The organism is Spirosoma sp., from assembly GCF_048594605.1.
Taxonomy (GTDB): Bacteria; Bacteroidota; Bacteroidia; order Cytophagales; family Spirosomataceae; genus Spirosoma.
The window spans coordinates 1-17294 of record NZ_JBMDWV010000079.1; the positions used below are offsets into that span (position 1 = coordinate 1).

General features: G+C 48.7%; 16 protein-coding genes. 7 read left to right on the plus strand and 9 right to left on the minus strand.

All coding sequences use genetic code 11. The annotated features are described in order from the left end of the window. The 5 genes from ACOJS8_RS04590 to ACOJS8_RS04610 all read right to left on the minus strand — a co-directional run. A partial coding sequence (locus tag ACOJS8_RS04590; RefSeq protein WP_420147353.1) for a putative Ig domain-containing protein occupies positions 1–2002 on the minus strand: 2002 nt, incomplete at its 3' end. 254 nt (positions 2003–2256) lie between these two features. Next, positions 2257–3558 carry a DUF5018 domain-containing protein gene (locus ACOJS8_RS04595; RefSeq protein ID WP_420147354.1) on the minus strand — a complete coding sequence of 434 codons (1302 nt, stop codon included), beginning with the start codon at positions 3556–3558 and terminating at the stop codon, positions 2257–2259. 128 nt (positions 3559–3686) lie between these two features. Beyond that, positions 3687–6209, minus strand: coding sequence for a VWD domain-containing protein (locus ACOJS8_RS04600; RefSeq protein WP_420147355.1), 2523 nt, complete (start codon positions 6207–6209; stop codon positions 3687–3689). 75 nt (positions 6210–6284) lie between these two features. Further along, positions 6285–6785 carry a hypothetical protein gene (locus ACOJS8_RS04605; RefSeq protein ID WP_420147356.1) on the minus strand — a complete coding sequence of 167 codons (501 nt, stop codon included), beginning with the start codon at positions 6783–6785 and terminating at the stop codon, positions 6285–6287. 48 nt (positions 6786–6833) lie between these two features. Continuing rightward, entirely contained in the window at positions 6834–8345 is a 1512-nt protein-coding gene (locus ACOJS8_RS04610) for a PQQ-binding-like beta-propeller repeat protein (protein WP_420147357.1), read from the minus strand. A 316-nt stretch (positions 8346–8661) separates the two neighbouring features. On the opposite strand from ACOJS8_RS04610, the gene ACOJS8_RS04615 reads away from it, so the two are divergent. Further along, entirely contained in the window at positions 8662–10086 is a 1425-nt protein-coding gene (locus tag ACOJS8_RS04615; RefSeq protein WP_420147358.1) for a histidine kinase, read from the plus strand. A gap of 6 nt (positions 10087–10092) precedes the next feature. On the opposite strand, the gene ACOJS8_RS04620 is transcribed toward ACOJS8_RS04615, so the two are convergent. Further along, the gene (locus ACOJS8_RS04620) at positions 10093–10716 is read right to left on the minus strand and encodes a response regulator (RefSeq protein ID WP_420147359.1); all 624 of its coding nucleotides are present in this window, start codon (positions 10714–10716) and stop codon (positions 10093–10095) included. 118 nt (positions 10717–10834) lie between these two features. Continuing rightward, positions 10835–11659 (minus strand): glycoside hydrolase family 16 protein, encoded by an 825-nt coding sequence (locus ACOJS8_RS04625; protein WP_420147360.1) that lies wholly within the window; start codon positions 11657–11659, stop codon positions 10835–10837. Between the two features lie 142 nt (positions 11660–11801). Here ACOJS8_RS04625 and ACOJS8_RS04630 point away from each other — a divergent pair, with 142 nt between their 5' ends. After that, the gene (locus tag ACOJS8_RS04630; protein ID WP_420147361.1) at positions 11802–12071 is read left to right on the plus strand and encodes a hypothetical protein; all 270 of its coding nucleotides are present in this window, start codon (positions 11802–11804) and stop codon (positions 12069–12071) included. Between the two features lie 13 nt (positions 12072–12084). On the opposite strand, the gene ACOJS8_RS04635 is transcribed toward ACOJS8_RS04630, so the two are convergent. Further along, positions 12085–12939 (minus strand): alpha/beta hydrolase, encoded by an 855-nt coding sequence (locus ACOJS8_RS04635; RefSeq protein WP_420147362.1) that lies wholly within the window; start codon positions 12937–12939, stop codon positions 12085–12087. Between the two features lie 146 nt (positions 12940–13085). Here ACOJS8_RS04635 and ACOJS8_RS04640 point away from each other — a divergent pair, with 146 nt between their 5' ends. The 5 genes from ACOJS8_RS04640 (at position 13086) to ACOJS8_RS04660 (ending at position 16554) form a co-directional block, all read left to right on the plus strand. Then, entirely contained in the window at positions 13086–13790 is a 705-nt protein-coding gene (locus ACOJS8_RS04640; protein ID WP_420147368.1) for an esterase family protein, read from the plus strand. A 52-nt stretch (positions 13791–13842) separates the two neighbouring features. Next, complete coding sequence (locus tag ACOJS8_RS04645; protein WP_420147363.1) at positions 13843–14283, plus strand: DinB family protein; 441 nt, start codon at positions 13843–13845, stop codon at positions 14281–14283. Positions 14284–14542: 259 nt separating this feature from the next. Further along, on the plus strand, positions 14543–14977 hold the full coding sequence (locus tag ACOJS8_RS04650) for a hypothetical protein (protein ID WP_420147364.1): 435 nt from the start codon (positions 14543–14545) through the stop codon (positions 14975–14977). Positions 14978–15020: 43 nt separating this feature from the next. Then, entirely contained in the window at positions 15021–15320 is a 300-nt protein-coding gene (locus tag ACOJS8_RS04655; protein ID WP_420147365.1) for a hypothetical protein, read from the plus strand. A gap of 127 nt (positions 15321–15447) precedes the next feature. After that, positions 15448–16554 (plus strand): sensor histidine kinase, encoded by a 1107-nt coding sequence (locus ACOJS8_RS04660; protein ID WP_420147366.1) that lies wholly within the window; start codon positions 15448–15450, stop codon positions 16552–16554. A gap of 13 nt (positions 16555–16567) precedes the next feature. Here the strand turns inward: ACOJS8_RS04660 and ACOJS8_RS04665 are convergent. Beyond that, on the minus strand, positions 16568–17294 hold a 727-nt coding region (locus ACOJS8_RS04665; RefSeq protein WP_420147367.1), incomplete at its 5' end, for a sensor histidine kinase.

The window sequence follows — 17294 nt, forward strand, 5'->3', positions numbered from 1 at the left end:
TGAGTGAGCCATCACCGCCATTGGTACGGAATTTAATTACGCCCGTTACGCAATCGTAGGTGGGCGGCAACAACTGTAGCGGCTGTGGAGGATTTTGCCCATTTCCGTTACAGGCACCTGGCAAATCGAACGTATAGCTCACGATGGTGCCATTTTGAGTTGCCTGCAATACTATTTGTTTAGGATCACCCCGAAGTTCGGCCTCTACAACGCCAAAATTATCTATCGCAGATGCCCGTTTAATACCCGGCGCTACGTAGCTAATCGGCGAACCGTCACCTCCGCTGGTATGAAATTCAATGAAACCCGTTAGGCAATTGTAGGTCGGCGGCAGCAGTTGTAACGACGTAGCAGAAAGCGGTGGCGTGCCAGAAGACTGGATTGTAAGCGTATACGTAGCACTGGCCGACAAACCACCCCGATCCGTAGCGGTTACTGTCACCTGAAACACGCCAGATTCTGTTGGCAGACCGCCTATTATACCGCCCGCTCCTCCACTAAATATCAGATTAGCTGGCAATCCCGTAACGGTATAGACGAGAATAGACCCATCAGGATCAGTAAATGCTGGAATGACCTGGTTGAAGTACTGACCAACAGTACCAGTCGCATCAGAAATTGCGGGTGCAATTGGTGCCTGATTCGCGTTCAGCCGAAATAATTCGGGCGTCGTCGATGAACTGACGGGCAAGGCGGTCAGATAAAGCTGATCGTTGAAGGCCAGCAGCGATTTCGTCCGGCTGTCGAGAATGCCATTTGGCTCAAGCACCCGGCGAGTTCCCGCAGCAGTGCCATCGCTGACCCATAACGCATCGCCCGGATTGCCCCCTCCAGCCGCTACGGTAAAATAGAGTTTTCCGCCAGTCACAGTTAAATTTCGTGCTCCACCAGGGGCTCCAGCCATCACCCGAGTGCCGGACTCCGAACCATCCGTTTCCCAGAGCGAATTATTGAAATCGGTGAAATACAATTTGCCATTAAAGAGCGTGAAGTTCTTAGCCTGGTTGACCAACGGCTTAATCAAATGCGTTCCGGCCACGGTTCCATCCGTCGAATACAATCCTCTGTTCCCTGCGCCTGTTGTAAAGAAAAAACGGTCGCTGTACGTCGGAGATCCGGGTGCAATATCAGGGAAGGAGCCCATCACGCCGGTTTGAACATCCAGCGAAAATGTTCCTTCGGTGGTTCCGTCGCTTACCCAGGGTTCATCCTCCTTGTTGTCTCCACTCGCCCGAAACAGCAATTTGTCGCCCATTTTTGCCAAAAATGATGGACCAACAGGAAAATAAGGGGTAAAAGCGCCCGGCGAGCTTGGCCCCCCTCTTACCATCCGGGTGCCGCCAGCGGTGCCATCCGTAACCCATATACCCGGCCCTCCATCGGCATTGGCTTTATAAAAAAGTTTGTTGCCAACCGCAGTCAGTTCGGTTGGATTGGCGCCCCCAATTGGCACGCCTACTACGTCAGCCAGCGGTTGGGTTCCAGCGGGTGTACCATCGCTTATCCATATCGTTAACGGTGATGACCCACTTACAGGAGCAAGAAAAAACAGTTTATCATTGGCCACCAATAATCGGGATGTAATCGGTACGCTGAATCCTTTAACAGCAGCAATATTATCTTGTGTACCGTCCGATACACACAATGCATTACCCGCACCCGAGCCAAAAAAATAGACTTTCCCCTTATACTCAATGAAATCGGCAGAACTCATGCTAACTTCAATATTAGCCAACCGTTTGGTACTTGCAGGTGTGCCATCCGAACGAAACGGTTGATAATAGTTACCGTATCCAGGGGTATAGGTGAGGGCAGCAAAATACAATGTTCCGTTCACGTTTCGGATGGTGTTCCCCTGAACGTTTTGAGGAACTGGTATTGGATTGCCTGCTACGTTGGTAAGCTGGCTTACACTTTGTGCCTGTAAACCGGTAAATCCGATACCTGTTAACAGCATGATTACCCAGATCCGGGCCGATTGGAGTGAATAGAGTTTAGACATAATTGCAGTTTTTACGTGTATGGATATAAAAGACTAAACGCTTAGTCGGCAACAAGTCGTTAGGCAACAACAAACTCTGTACTATACTCACTACGTAAGCGTTACGTCGAAAGTTAGCGTCTGAAACTAGTTCAGAAACGGGGAATTATGGACGTAGTGAGCATCTCGTTGGGCAAAGCCTGAACGTGTTATGTACGTTTTTTTCTGTCACTTAAGAAGAATAGCGACTAACCCATAATGCTTTTTGCGCTACTTTACTGACACCCCGCATACTCGTAAGTATAGGTAGCAGTATTATTCACCATCGATGTACCCGACAAGAAGCTGGTTGTTGATGTATAACTCGTTACATTACCCCGGCTGTCGCCCTGATACATCCAAATGTATTCGTTGGTTTTGGTTTCTTTTCCGGTGGCGTCGATTATATAGCTAATCTGTTTAGCCGTCAACCCATTATTTCCGTACAGCGCTGGTACCGTAGTCGGATGCCCTTTAAAACCCAATGGATTTGTCGGCGTATTTAGCTCTTTGTCAACATTCTGATAGGTTGTATAACCTGTTTTTACACTCTGTGCATTATAGCTTTCAATAACTGTATTTTGGCCCGCAGCATTATATTGATATACGTTTGAGGTGCCATTGGTGCTGACTCGTTTCGTCACAAATCCCTGCGCATTCAGAGTATACGTAGCCTGATTGCTGGTAATCGCGGTAACGGCTCCATTGGCAAACGTAGTGGTTTCCTGTAAACTACCCGACGACGTGATCCGTTTGCTAACATTCCCCTGGACGTCGTACTCATATTGCGTTGTTGAACTGGAGATAGCTCCTCCTACAGTAGTCGTTATCAGTTCATTTTTGACCATCCGTCCATTTTGATAGGTGTAGTTAGTCGTCAATTCTTTTGTGTTACTATTTGCCGGAGTGGCATACCAATAACTACGTACTGAACGAGTCACAAAACCGTCGGCATTATACGTATAAACCGTTGTGTTCGACGACAATACAGCCCCGCCTGCATTCGTATTTTCAATTTTAATTTGACTCAGGCGATTCTGGCTATCAAACTGATACGTTGATTTAGATCCACCCGTATTTGACGTACCGACTATGGCCACAACCCGACAAACCGACGACGTAGCGGGCATTTTACTGACTGTAACTGCATAAGCTTGTGTACTACCATCTTCGGCCGTAACGGTGTACGTAACGACTTTTGAAAAGTCCTGCGCTACGCCCGAACCGGGTGAGATAGTCGCCTTTGGTGGGAGCGAAATAGATGGAGCCAATTTTGTCAGATCTATATTGGCCGGAACAGTCGCTGCGATGGTTTTGGCCGTAGCCTCGATGACTGCCTTTACAACCGGATTCAAAGTACTGAATTCAAAGCCCAAAATGTCTTTGGCTGAGCTTTTGGTCGTGGCCGATGTACTGGTATTCGAGCCGGGGGTTGTCGTGCCGCCGGGTGTAACATCGGGTTCTGTTTTTTTACAGGAAACCAGACCGAGTAGTAATAGCCCTAAGCAGGCAATCCGATGAACAGGAATCTGTCTCATGGTTACAATAGAATTGGAGTGAATCAAAGAAGTGCTTGTTTCATTAGAACGGCAGTAAGCAAACGAGAGCCACTATATCCAACAGGTACGTTCAAGGATATTGAGTAAGGAGCATTGAGTGACGGGGTTTAAGGCGTGAAACTCCACCACTCCTTGTTGCCCACGTTGCTGGTCTGGTAGCCCAAGCCGAGATAGGCTTTGCCGTTTAGCACGGGAACTTGCTTGATACCCCGCAGCGCGTTGCTTGCCAGTGGAAGGTAAATTTCCTTGCCGGGAAACTTGCTCCAGGTGTCGGTAGTAGCGTCGTAGCTGAACAGGGCGTTCCCCCGAATCAGGTATCCGGTGCTTCCAAGGCCGAAATACTGGCCGTCGTCGAATACGGAGTCTGCCCTTTTTTCCCAAACATCCCGTGCGGGTATATACTCGTACCAGCCCTTTCCGGTCGTACCCCCACCAGAGCCACCGCCTAAGAATGGCCGTCCGTTAATGACCATAACCATGCCATTGAACTCAGGGCTGGTAATGTTATTGCCACGTGGTGTAGACGGAAAATCAGCTTTCTGCGTCCAGTTATCGGTGGCTGGGTCATATTGAAAGACCGCACTGTTGGTCGGAAAATCGCCTACGTTACCCCAGCCATTCGCCCCGAAGAGTGCGTATCCTTTCCCACCCGTAGCGAAAGTCGCTATGTTGTACCGGGCTACGCCGGGCAAGTCTTTGCGCCGGGTCCATTTGTCAGTATTGGTGTCATACTCCCAGAGGGCGTTGGTCATGGTGCCATCGATTACTCCGCCCACGCAATAGATTTTGTTGCCAATCACGAATGTACCAATCCGACCGTATGACGTTTTGCCCGCCGGGAAGGGTGTTTTGGCTGTCCACATATCGGTAGCCGGGTCATACATAGCCCAATCAACTGATGTCTTGCCCAGTCCAGCATAAATTTTATCGCTGACAGTCAGGCCCACGGCTCCTTCAGCGGCCTTACCGGGGAAGTCGGCGAGTGCTATAAAATTATTGTCGGTTGGAGTTGCTTTGGCGGCTACACTGGCTAACGTAGCGTAAGATGCATCGCCCGTAATCGCTACGTCCAGAATGCAGTTACTTAGTTCAGGTTCCCGCGTCACACCCGCCTGTCGGCAAATGGCTTCGGCACTCTGGCGTTCGGTGAGCGACAGACTGGCAAATGGACGCTTGTTATTGGGCTTGGTCCGGTCGGTGTACGTTTCAGTAGTAGCTCCATTTTCATAAAAAAAGAGCGATTCGGCCTGCGTAATGCGCCAGCTATCGGCATAGGCAGGATATAGTTCATCAGGACGTAGCAGATTTACAACCTTGTTGTCACGAGTGCGTCCATCGTTACTCTGATTATCATCAAAATTTCCGAACAAGCCAGCGAGTTTTCCTTTTCGGTTATCGGCAGGCTTAAAATAGAAACCATTGGCAATGGCCGCAACCTGATCCTTATTGGGCGTGGTAATCAGCAAAATTCCGCTGCTTCTTATCAGGTTACCACCGCCAGGCAAGGCATACGATTTTTCGTTTATCTGCGACAACGTGATTTTCTGCTTGTTTACATACACGTATGTTTGCGAAAAGTCGCAGCTAATAATATCAGCACCCGTATTTATGGCAATGGCCTGGTTGAATGTCACGCTGCTCTCGCCCTGTGCGCCATACCGCACCTGCACCTCAAACTTGTCGGTTGTTGATTTCATGGCGATGAATTCGCCCATTGCCTGAAAATCATACTTGACTTTATCAAGTGTAACCAGATGCGGATCACCTGAACTCATGCCAAAAAAACCTTTTACTGCATCCCAAAGGCTGTTTCCGTTCGGGCCTGACGAACCCGGATTCGACAAGCCCCGATTATAGGCATCAACGGCCCGTTGAGCCGGGTTTCCCACCAGCGAATTATAAATATCCTTAAACCCGTCGAAGACAAATCCGGCCGCAATAACACTCGTCACCCCAATGACTACAGCCCCGCCAATCTCCAGACCAATTACGCCAACCGCAATACCACCCGCAACCTCTAACACCGATTCGAACGATACGTGGCCGAACCAACTCTCTGCCTGGGCTGAATTGGTATTTTTTGCCTGGGCGGGCGTGACGAACGCCGTTAGTATAGCTTCCAGTGGATCGGTCCACTGCCAGGGTACAGGTCTCCCCGAAGCCCGGACCAACTGTATTGTTTCCTGATTTAAAAAAGCAACGGCCTGTTCTTTTGTCAGCGACTGCCGCTTAACAAAACCCGTCTTACTTTTAAAGCTATTCTCCCAGAATTCCGGGGCCGACGAGTACGTTTTGACAACTGGGTCTCGACGAATGAGAGTTGCATGAGCAACCTGGAGGGCGGCATAAATCTCCGTGTAATTCTTATAGGAGAACCGCAGATAGTCGGCCCCCAAAATCTTAACAGGCTGATACGTACTTTTTATCAAATCCTGTTGGGTATAGAGCAGGAGTAGTCCTTTGTTTCCGTTAGCTTCATTACACCCAATATAGAGGGTTGAGAAAATTGTTGAATCTTTTGTTGAGCTGGGCGTTGGCGCAACTGGGTCGCTTTCGGGCTTTTTGCAGCCCTCAAACAGCATGGGCAAACCCAGTCCGATTAGCAGGAGAATTGAAATGATACGTTTCATGATTGTGGATTTGAAAAGATGGATGCAAGGACCTATTTAGATTTCAACCAGATTCTAAACAGGCCACTTAACCGGCTATATCAATCGCTCCAGACTGGCTTCATAAAAAGCAAACATATTGTCGGGATGGGCTGTGTTGACGTTCAGGCAAAGCTGCCACAAACCGCCCTCCTGACTAAACCGACCTAATTCGACGGTAAATAGCTGATACTCCCCTTCGGTCGTTTCCCGGTGACCGACAATGCCCTTTTCATGGATATGAAACCATACCTTGTTGCGTGTTCCTTTCACTTCTTTGTAACGCTGGGTTTTGAACACCGCCCGGTAGCAACCATCTTCAATCAGATCGAACAGGAAACAGGCTAAGCCCCCGCCTAAACAGTGGTCGAAACAGTTGACCGGATAAGGCCCCCAGTGCGCCCGGTTGAAGGCCGTGTAATACTCGCTCACGTTACGTAGCAGCAGGTGCGTGCGACCGAAATCAGACACTGGTTTTTGTATGCTCGATGTAGCCACGTGCGTAGCCGTCTTGCCGCAACCCTTCAGGTCGGGCGTGAATTTTTGTGACGTTTCCATATGGATTTGTGCTGGTTTAGAAAGTGAATGGGCGTTTTAAAACGGTGCTTATTGTTGAGCCCCGCTCCGACCGGAGTTGAAAATCTTGCCATTTTTGGCAACTACAGTTGGACTGGATGTTAAGGTTTCTGCGGTAATTACCTTCCATTTTTCAGTACCCGTCACGGCATCAAAGGCATATAGCGTTTTGTTGCCGCCCGTGAAATACACTATACCATTTACCACAACCGGGCTGGAATAACCGAAAGTATTCCCTACCGATACGTTCCACTTTTTAGTGCCAGTAGCGGCATCGACAGCATACAGATTTGCGTCGGAACTTAAGAAAAAGACCATACCGTTCGCGGCAAATGGGCTTGAAGCAAGCGTCCCCCCCGTCAGAAAGTCCCATTTTTTCGCACCTGTCGTGGCATCAACGGCGTACAGTTTTTTATCACCGCTGCCCACGTAAACGGTATTGTTGGCTACGGTGGCGCATGAAGTGAGGACATCGAACGTTGTTCCCATCTCATACGACCATTTCTTTGTGCCTGTGGCTATATCAACAGCGTGCAGCGTATTGCGTTGGCCGGTTGCATAAGCGATTCCGCCCGCAACGGCCACACCAGTGTACATAGCCGGGCCATACGACCATTTTCGGGTTCCGTCGGCAGCATTTAGGGCTACGATTCCACTACTGCCCGATACGTACACCGTACTCCCGATAACAACCGGGCTTCTCGCATCCGTAATATTTGTCTCCCATTTTTTGGTTGGTTTTGCCGGGTCATAGGCTATAAGTTTCCCTTTTGTGGTGGAAACATACAAAACGTCGCCCGCTACCGTCATCGGCTCCTCGACCTCTCCGGTCAAACCAAGTTCTTCCCACAAACGGCGTCCGGTGCTACGCTGGTAGGCCATCAGGGTATTATATCCAGTATACACTACATCATTAGTCACAGCCGGGTCAGCACTGACACTGCCGCCTGTTATGCCGTAAGCGGCCTTTTGTCGACCCGTCGCAGCATCGAAGGCATAGAGATTGTAATATGCTCCAACATAAATTGTCTCGGCATCTTCACTGTTCGATGCTACAGGCACTTCGCTGGTCTTCACCTGCGTCACCGCGCCGTACGCTGTGCCCTTCTCATTGGTGGCATACGCCCGCACGTAGTATGTCGTGTTAGCCTCCAGCCCTGTCAGCTTACTCGTTATGGTCAGTGGAAACGGCCCGGTAGTAACACCGAGTTCGGTTTTGCTATCAGTGAGCGTGGGGGTTGGAGCTGTTTTACTAAAGACGAACCCGTGCTGGCTGATAGTGCCGCCACCGTTCCCGTCGATAGTAGCCGACACACTAGCTGAGGCCGACGTAATGCCCGATGCAACCGGAGCGTTGGCACTTACCACCGGAATTGTGCTGGTGGCAGCAGTGGTTGACGTTCCGGGTGTCGTCGTCGTGCTGCCCGGAGTCGTGGGGCCGGGTTTGACCGGGTCGGGCTCGCTTTTTTTGCAGTTCTGCATGCCGAAGCTTAGAACCAGCAGCAGACTGACCCAAAGCAGAAAGAGTGGTGTTGATTTCATTATGGTACTGATTGAAGCGGAAATGGGCTTGATTACGTACCAAAATTCAGCAACAGGAGAACGATCCGAAATCCCATAAAAGGGTGACACGGTATAAAGTACCAGAGAAATTAGGCAAAGGCTGTTGCGAAGAAGCGGGTCGACTGTCCGGCAACGTATAAATGTCGTGTTTTTACAATTCAGGAATTACTGGCTTGACGATATTGCTGTGGCTGGCCGTAGAGAACAACCTTTAACTCAAAACCTGAAAGTTTGTACATATTTTGTTACTACCTTCTAACAAATAGCGACTAATTAGTCATTCACCCACTCTAGTATGCAGACTATACTCAATTATTATACGCTACGTATCTTTCTGGATGGCATGTTGATTATGATGTTGGTCTATACGATCATCTTGTACGTATGGCACCGCAAACAGATTTATTTTCTGTACGGTCTGTACTTGTTCTGCATGTTCTGGTACGTGTTTCTCAACGATCAGTACCATGCCGCTATGGATCATCATGCCCCCGCCCAGCAGATACGCTTCGGCATGATGATCGAAAGTATTGTGCAGTGTATTTCGCTTATCATTTATGGTCGTTTCGCTATTCTTTTAATGGATTTGCAGACGAACGATACCGTTAGTGTCCGGCTCATTAATTTCACGTCCGTTCTATCCCTGGGTCTGATTGTGGTGGACCTGCTCTGTTTCCTGACGGATACGACCGGAAACGCCTACCAGGCAGCTTTCCACAGTTTTACCCGGTACGTCCTGGCCGGTTGTGCCCTGGCTACTGTGCCGCGCATTCTCCGCCTGCGGAATCAGGCATTAACTTTTTTTATTTCCGGGACTTCCTTTTACATCGTGGGCGGCATGCTGGGCCTGGTTACGTATCAGCTTGGACTGGCCAGCCGACAATCCGAATCGCCTTTTACCTTCCCAATGACTCCGCTGGAAATTGGCGTTATTCTTGAGTCTATTTTCGTGATGATTGGTATCTCCTTAGTAAATCGTCAAATCGAGCGTGAAAAAACGGAATACCAGGCCCAACTCATCGAGCAGTTGCGGGAGAACGAACACAAACAATTACAAATCAATAGCTTACGCGACGAGATTGCCCGCGACCTCCACGACGAAATGGGCTCGCAACTGAGCAGTATCAGCATCTTAAGCCAGACGACGGCCCGCTACGTATCGGATGAACGCGCCCAACAGCGGCTGATGACCATTAGCCAGACCGCCCGGCAGGTGATGGAGTCCATGCGCGAGATTGTCTGGAGCCTGAATTCATCCAGCGATACGCTCCAGCATATTGGATTGCGCCTTCGCGAAACCGCTTACCACCTTTTTAAGGACAGTGAAATTCGGCTCCATATTGATTTCACGGAGTCGGATGCATTACACGCGCTCACGCAGCGGCAACGTCGTGAACTTCACCTGATCGTTAAAGAAGGGTTGACCAATAGTCTGCGTTATTCGAATGCAGACAACGTTTGGATCACGCTGCACGTTGAGCCAACTGGACTCGTGCTGAGTATGCGCGACGACGGCGTCGGATTTGATCAGACGATCAACACCAGCGGCCTGGGATTACGTAGTGTTCAATTGAGGGCCGATCAGATGGGGGCTATTTTTTCGATTACATCCGAGCCGGGAGCGGGAACAAAGATTCAGGTTTTTTGTCCAACCCGGCCCGAATCAGAACGCGCGACACCCATTGCCGCAAAAGACACTGCCCTGCTGGCAATTCCCTGATACGTACTACGTTCGGTATTTCGATACGGCTTCGACCACCGAATGCACGTGTAGTTTTTCGTAAATTCGTTTGATGTGGGTTCGAACGGTTTCGATACCAACGCCCAGTTCAGCCGCTACTAGTTTGTAGCTCATGCCCTGCGCCAGATAATGCAGCACCTGACTCTCGCGACCGGTAAGCTGGTCCAGATCCGCCGATTGCGTAGACCGTGACGGAAATGTCTGAATTACTTTACGGGCAATACTCGGCGACATGGGGGCTCCTCCGGCATAGACGGATTGAATCGCTTCGATGAGTTGATCAGGTGGCGTTTGTTTGAGCAAATAACCCGACGCTCCGGCACATAAGGCGCGAAATACGCGGTCGTCGTCATCGAAAACGGTCAACATCAGCACTTCTACCGCCGGAAACTCCCGGCGTAAACTCATAACGGCCTGAATACCATCCCGCCCCGGCAGGTCAATATCCATCAGTACGACGTCGGGCTGAAGCTGATACGTTTGATCGTTGGCGCGCAGACAATCGCCGAATGCCCCCACCAGCATACACTCGTCAGCGTCGTTGACCAGCGTACTGAGCGCTTCGCGTAAGGGTGCATTATCTTCGTATATCAGAACACGGACTGGCATGGAATAACAGCAGTGAGAGTACAAAACGATATCTGTTTGTAAAGATAGTGGGCACTCTTTCAGTAAGATATCCCATATTTGGGGGATAAAGCGTCTTGTGCTACTGTTTTGGCCTTTTCTACTGATATACTCTAACGTAATCAATTTCCATACGTTGCGGCCAGATGGTTTCGTCGACGCCTTTTTTACCACCCCAGTTTCCACCGACTGCTACGTTCAGAATCAGGTAAAAGGGTTGATCAAAGGGCCACTGCGTTACGTTCTCGCCCAGATCGGCTTTTTTAACGCTATAATATTTCTGATTGTCGACAAAGAAGTCGATCTGGTCAGGCGTCCATTCGATGGCGTACAGATGAAAGGCCGATGCTACGTTGCTCACACGTAGCGTATCACCTTTTTCGGTATGTTTGCCGTGGTTATAAGCTTCGGTATGCACGGTGCCGTGAATCACGCCTTCGTCATAACCAACGTGCTCCATAATGTCAATTTCGCCACAGGTGGGCCAGTCGGCGGTAGAAATGTTGCTGCCCAGCATCCAGATGGCAGGCCACGTCCCAAGGCCTTTGGGGAGCTTGGCCAGGGCTTCAATACGTCCGTATTTCCAGGTCTGTTTATTCTGTGAACTTATGCGTGCAGAAGTATAGTTTTTGCCCTGATACGCTTCCTTTCTGGCTTCAATGATTAGCTTTCCATTTTCGACACGGGCATTTTCGCTACGTCGGGCGGTATAAAACTGGAGTTCATTATTGCCCCAGCCGTTGCCACCCACTTCATATTTCCATTTCGTAGAATCGGGCAAACCGGCTTTATCGAACTCATCTGCCCAGACAAGTTTACGGACTGGCGGTGATGGACCGTCGTGGGGCTTTGCGGGCGTATCGAAACGTACACCCGTCAGAATAGCTAGTATAGCTAACACTTTTCCTATAGTCAAACTCCTCATAATCATGGGCTCTTAATTAACAAGAGCATTCAGGCTATATCGTCCTACTCTGAACTGGTTAATTTTATCTGAGTTTTTAAAAACCTTACAGAATCAATCCGTCTTAACAGGTGCAATAAATAATCTATTTGCAAAAACACACATGAGCACATTCACTATTGATTTCCCTGGAACGGCCAGTCAGTTTGCCTCAAAAGCCAATTCGGCCATTAGCGAAAAAGGCGGAGCTTTTACGGGCGATACGACAAAAGGAAATTTCAGGATTCAGACGGGTATTGGTGCCGTTGAAGGCACGTATCAGGTTTTGAAGCCCGTATCTGACAAGCAAACGCCCGTGGCGATAACCATCACGAAAAAGCCATTTATCGTATCGACGAACAAGATCAAAAGCGCCATCAGCGAATTCTTCTGAACAGTCTTTTCACTTAGTTATGTTTTGGGAACGCCCACGTCAGAAAATCAGGCATGATTTGGCTCCAGGTTTTCTGATTGTGTTGCCCACCTACAATTTCTACGTACCGAATATCGTGCGGTTGGCCGTTCTCATCGCGTCGGTAGCCTTTTCGGACTAACTCACTGATCAGGTCGAGCGTATCGTCAATCGAGTCGATAACGCCGTTATTGTTCCGATCGCTGGTTTCATCGTCGGTGCCGGTTTCAAACCAGAATTTAAGGTTTGGGCTGTAAACGCCCTTGCGCACCAGATCGTGCATAATACGGTCCGTTTCATCCCGGTAGCCGTCTTCGGTACTTTTGCTGCGCCACCAGAACGAGCCTGAAAAAACCCCGGCCCGACTGAATCGGTCGGGATGATGAAAAACGATGTCGAACGCTGAAAGGCCGCCAAGGGAAAAACCGGCAAAGGCTGATTTTGCCGGGTCAGTGCTAATTCGGTAGTGATTTTTGATGTAAGGCAGTAATTCGGTCAATACAAAATCGGTATAAAGCCCGGCCTTGCTACCCCGATGCATGTAATCAGCCTGCGCAGCTGTTCCGTATTCCTGAATCCGGTCGCCCGCGTGGATGGCTACTAAAACAAACGGCTGGATGGCTTTTTTCTCATACAGTGAATCTAATACGTTCTCCATTCGCAGGCGAGCTAAATCCTGACCATCGTTCAGATAAAGTACGGGATACGTAACACCCGAAGTCGCGTAGCCGGGCGGCAACACGATATCCAGGTGGACAGTACGTTTAAGGGGAACGGAAAACAACGAATCATCACGCTGGATTGTAACGGTGGATGGTTCAGCATGAGAGGCCAGTAAAGGATCAGCCATAAGCACAAGAAATGTCAACAGTACGGTAGTCATCAAGCCGCAAAATAGGCATTTTTCATAAGTAACTTTTGGTTGACATTGACCTTCCCAGCTATTTCATCTATTTTCAACCGAAATTTCAACGTACTCATCAACTCGACAATACTGTGCAGGAAGATTATAGAAAATGGTATTCGCACCACTTAGGCCGCGATATTGAGATGCTGGTTTACGGCAACTGGGGCTATCCGGTTCTGCTCTTTCCGACCTCTATGGGGCATTATTATGAGTACAAAGATTTTGGATTGGTTGAGACAGCCCGCTGGTTTGTCGAAACGGGCAAAGTCAAACTATACTGTATCGACAGCATTGACCGCGACAGCTGGTACGCCAAACACCTGCATCCGGGCACACGTATCTGGAACCACGTACTGTACGATCGTTTTCTGCACGAAGAACTGGTGCCGGGTATTCAGCGGGAGTGTAATGTTCAGAAAATTGGCGTATCAGGTGCTTCGTTTGGTGGTTACCATGCCCTGAATTTTGCGTTCCGGCATCCTGAACAGGTTGGTCATCTGCTTTCGATGGGCGCTGCATTCAATATTCGCTCGTTTTTAGGCAGTTATTACGACGATAACGTCTATTTTAATAACCCGCCCGATTTTATGCCCAACGCGCATAACGACGAATTCTATCACATGAATATTGTGCTGGGTACGTCGGAATATGATTTCTGCAAAGATGCCAACTTCCAGATGTCGGGAATCTTAGGCAACAAAGGTATACGGCACAAACTCGACGTAACGCCCTGGGGCAACCACGACTGGCCAGTCTGGAAAGAGCAGTTCCCAAGGTATTTGAGTATGATTTAAGTAAAGCGGCTTTCTGGCCGCTTTTTTATTTCACGTAAATTACTGTTCACCAATGGATGCACTCAACCGGCTTCGTAACCACATTGCTGACGTTCCTTCACGCGTAGTGCTACGTTCGGCAGCGGAATTGACCAAAAAAATGCGGGGCAAATGGTCGCGGAAAGAAATACTAGGGCATCTGATCGACTCGGCAGTTAATAACCTGAAACGGTTTACGGACGCCCAGTTTGCGGATGGTCCGTATCCGATTCAGCCCTACAGACAGGATGAACTGGTAAGGGTAAATCATTATCAGGAATTACCACTTGCGCATTTATTAACGCTTTGGCAAAGTCTGAACACACAGATTCTATACGTAGCAGAAGCGACTCCAGCCGAAGCCCTTGCCCAACCGGTACACATCAATACGTCTGATGTCAAAGAATACACGCTGGGATGGCTGATTGAAGACTACGTAGCACACCTGGAGCACCATCTGAAAACATTACTGTAGTAACGTCTACCTGGGATACGGAGAATTTGTAGCAATCCACTACGTGGTTAAACCAGATAACGCACGCTCAAATAACGGTGCGTACCAGCCTTAGTATCCGATCACTTCATCCGACGGTTATACCTGTTGAAGCCTCTGTTTTGTCAGTTGGTGCAGTATGCCCTTCGCTTAGGCTGTTTTGCCAGCCACTTTTGTATCACCAGGCCGCAAATGCTGGCTAAAATCATCTCTTTTCTAACCCAATCAATTGGTTCACACCATGAAATCACTACTATTTTTTCGTCGTCCTGCCCTTCTGGCAATTTTGTTTGTTGCCTCACTTAGTGCCTGTAAGAAACAAGATTCTGTGCTAACTCCCGATTTAGGAGCCCGCGTTGCTGGTCAGTACAATTTTTCTGAAGCCTCGAGTGGCGGCAAAACGTATCCAGCCAGCCAAACCAATTTGAAAGGCGGAATTGTTGTAACGCGCGAATCAGCCACAACGGTATCGATAGAACTGAGCTTTCAGCTCAAATCGACCGGCGAAACCTACGCAGAAGATGCGGCTGACAACGTAACGGTTACCGAAACAAGTGGAGGAAACATAGAATACCGCTACGATGGCACTGTAATTGCCCGGGGTAATGGCAACAAAATCAGCGTAGAAGGCGAGGGTCCGGATGGTGCCCCCATTACGCTTACATCAACCAAATAAGCCCACCCTCATTACCACTCCTGTTCACACCAGAAACACACTCATGAAATCGTTTAAAAAGTTTACGGTATTTGCTTTGGCTGCCGTTACGTTATCAGGTTCGTTAAGCAGTTGCGCTACCGTTTTCGGAGGTCGTATCACGGAAGCCCAAAAACGTAAACCACTCCCCGGCGAACAGCAACGTCAGGTACGGGCCGGAGCCCTGATTGCCGACATCCTATTATTCTGGCCCGGTACCATTGTCGATTTTGCGACGGGCGCGATCTATAAACCGCAACGGACTCCTATATCGCAGCAAACGCAGGCTAATCCATCGAACGGGTCTAACAACCAAAACAAGTAACCCATCCAATACGATGAACACAATCCCGACAAATGTTTGTCGGGATTTTTGCTAACTGGCCAACTCGCCTACTTATCCTATTATTTAAGTATGTACGCTATTGTATATGGCTTAACTATTCGTTATTTTGCTAAGACAACCCTTGGTTGTTGCTAAGCTCATGCCCATTACGTATTCCAGAGGTGTTAAACTACGCCTGTTTGGACCGCTTGCTTTATTTCTATTCGGCATCATTTTCTTTCGGCTCAAAATCTATTTGAGCATTTCCCTAAAACAGCAATTACAACTAACAGCCATATCCATCTTCTGTGGTTATGTAGGCTGGGAATTAGGCCGTTGGGCGGTAAAGACGATTCAGCGCTATTACCCTGGGCTTGCTCGGGCCCGGCAGCGGCTGTATATTCTGATGGGGGTGGTTTTGGTACTTGCTAACTTCAACACCCTGCTACGTATCGCGATCAATCATTTCCTACAGGTTGGCGTCTATCAGATTGGTCTTATCGATTACCTGGAAACCATGGGTATTCAGATTTTTTATGTATGTATCTATGGTGGTATTTACGAAGGAACGTACCTGTTTCGGCAATGGCGACAGGTTTATGAGGAGAAAGAACAATTGATTAAAGCTGAATGGCAGGCTCGTTTCGATTCGCTGAAAAGTCAGGTTAACCCTCACTTTCTGTTCAACAGTCTTAACTCGCTCTCCTCACTAATTGACGACGAGCCCCAAAAAGCCAGCCAATTTGTCGACGAGCTTTCGAAAGTATATCGGTATATGCTCCAGGCCAACGACCGGGAATTGACCACGCTGGAAACAGAATTAGGATTTATCAGGGCCTACGCTCATCTGCTGCAAACGCGCCACGGATCAGGGATTATGCTTGAGGTGAACATCCCCGATCAATACCTTACGTATACAATTCCGTCGCTCACATTACAGATGCTGGCCGAGAACGCTGTCAAGCATAACGTGATCGCTCCAGCAAAACCGCTTTCTATTGAGATAAAGGCTGTTTCGACGGCAGATGAGCAAAACCAATCGGTTGTATTGGTGGTACGCAACAATCTACAGCGCAAAAATGCAGGCGTACTGAGCAACGGTGTTGGTCTGGCCAATATTTCGGCTAAGTACCGAATGCTGACCAAATCGGAGATTATCGTACAGGATACGGGTGGGTATTTTACGGTCATATTACCACTGCTTCCGCCCGTAAGTTCTCCTCAAATAGCGTAGTGAAATAAATCCCTCAAACCCGCTCTGGTTTCAATAAAGGGAGAATAACCGTAAAGTGATCATCATCCGACAAAACGACGGGATCGGTTTGCGCTAGTAATCGATACTTCGCCGAAATATTGGCCAAACCAACTTTATTGGAAGACATGCGTCCGCCTGACCTTTGCTGACGATTGTTGCGTACCCGCAATTCGCCCGAATTAGTTGTTTCGATCTCGATCAACAACGGTTTTCCGGCATGAATGACGTTATGCTTGACCGCATTTTCGACCAGCATTTGCAGCGTCAGGGGCGGCAACTGATAATTACGGGCCTGGGGCGCTACGTCAATATGCATGCCAATACCGGCACCGTAGCGTGTTTTAAGGAGATGATAATACGATTGAATAAAGCCTAGCTCAGTATCCAGCGTAGTGAGTACATCTTCATTGGTTTGCAGTAAATACCGGTACACTTTTGCCATCTCATCAACAAACTGTTCAGCTCTCTCGGGCTCGTCGTCAATTAGTGAGGAGAGCGAGTTGAGACTGTTGAACAGAAAGTGAGGATTTACCTGATTTTTAAGGCTTTCCAGCTGACTCTGTATGTTAATTTTTTCCAGCTGCTCTTTCTCGAGCCTGTTCTCCCGCCATTTTTTCATGGAATACGTACTCTCGTCGATACCGACCGACAGCAGATTGGCTACTACGTTAACCAGGGCAATACGTCCGGGAGAAATCATATTCTCATCGTACGAAAAG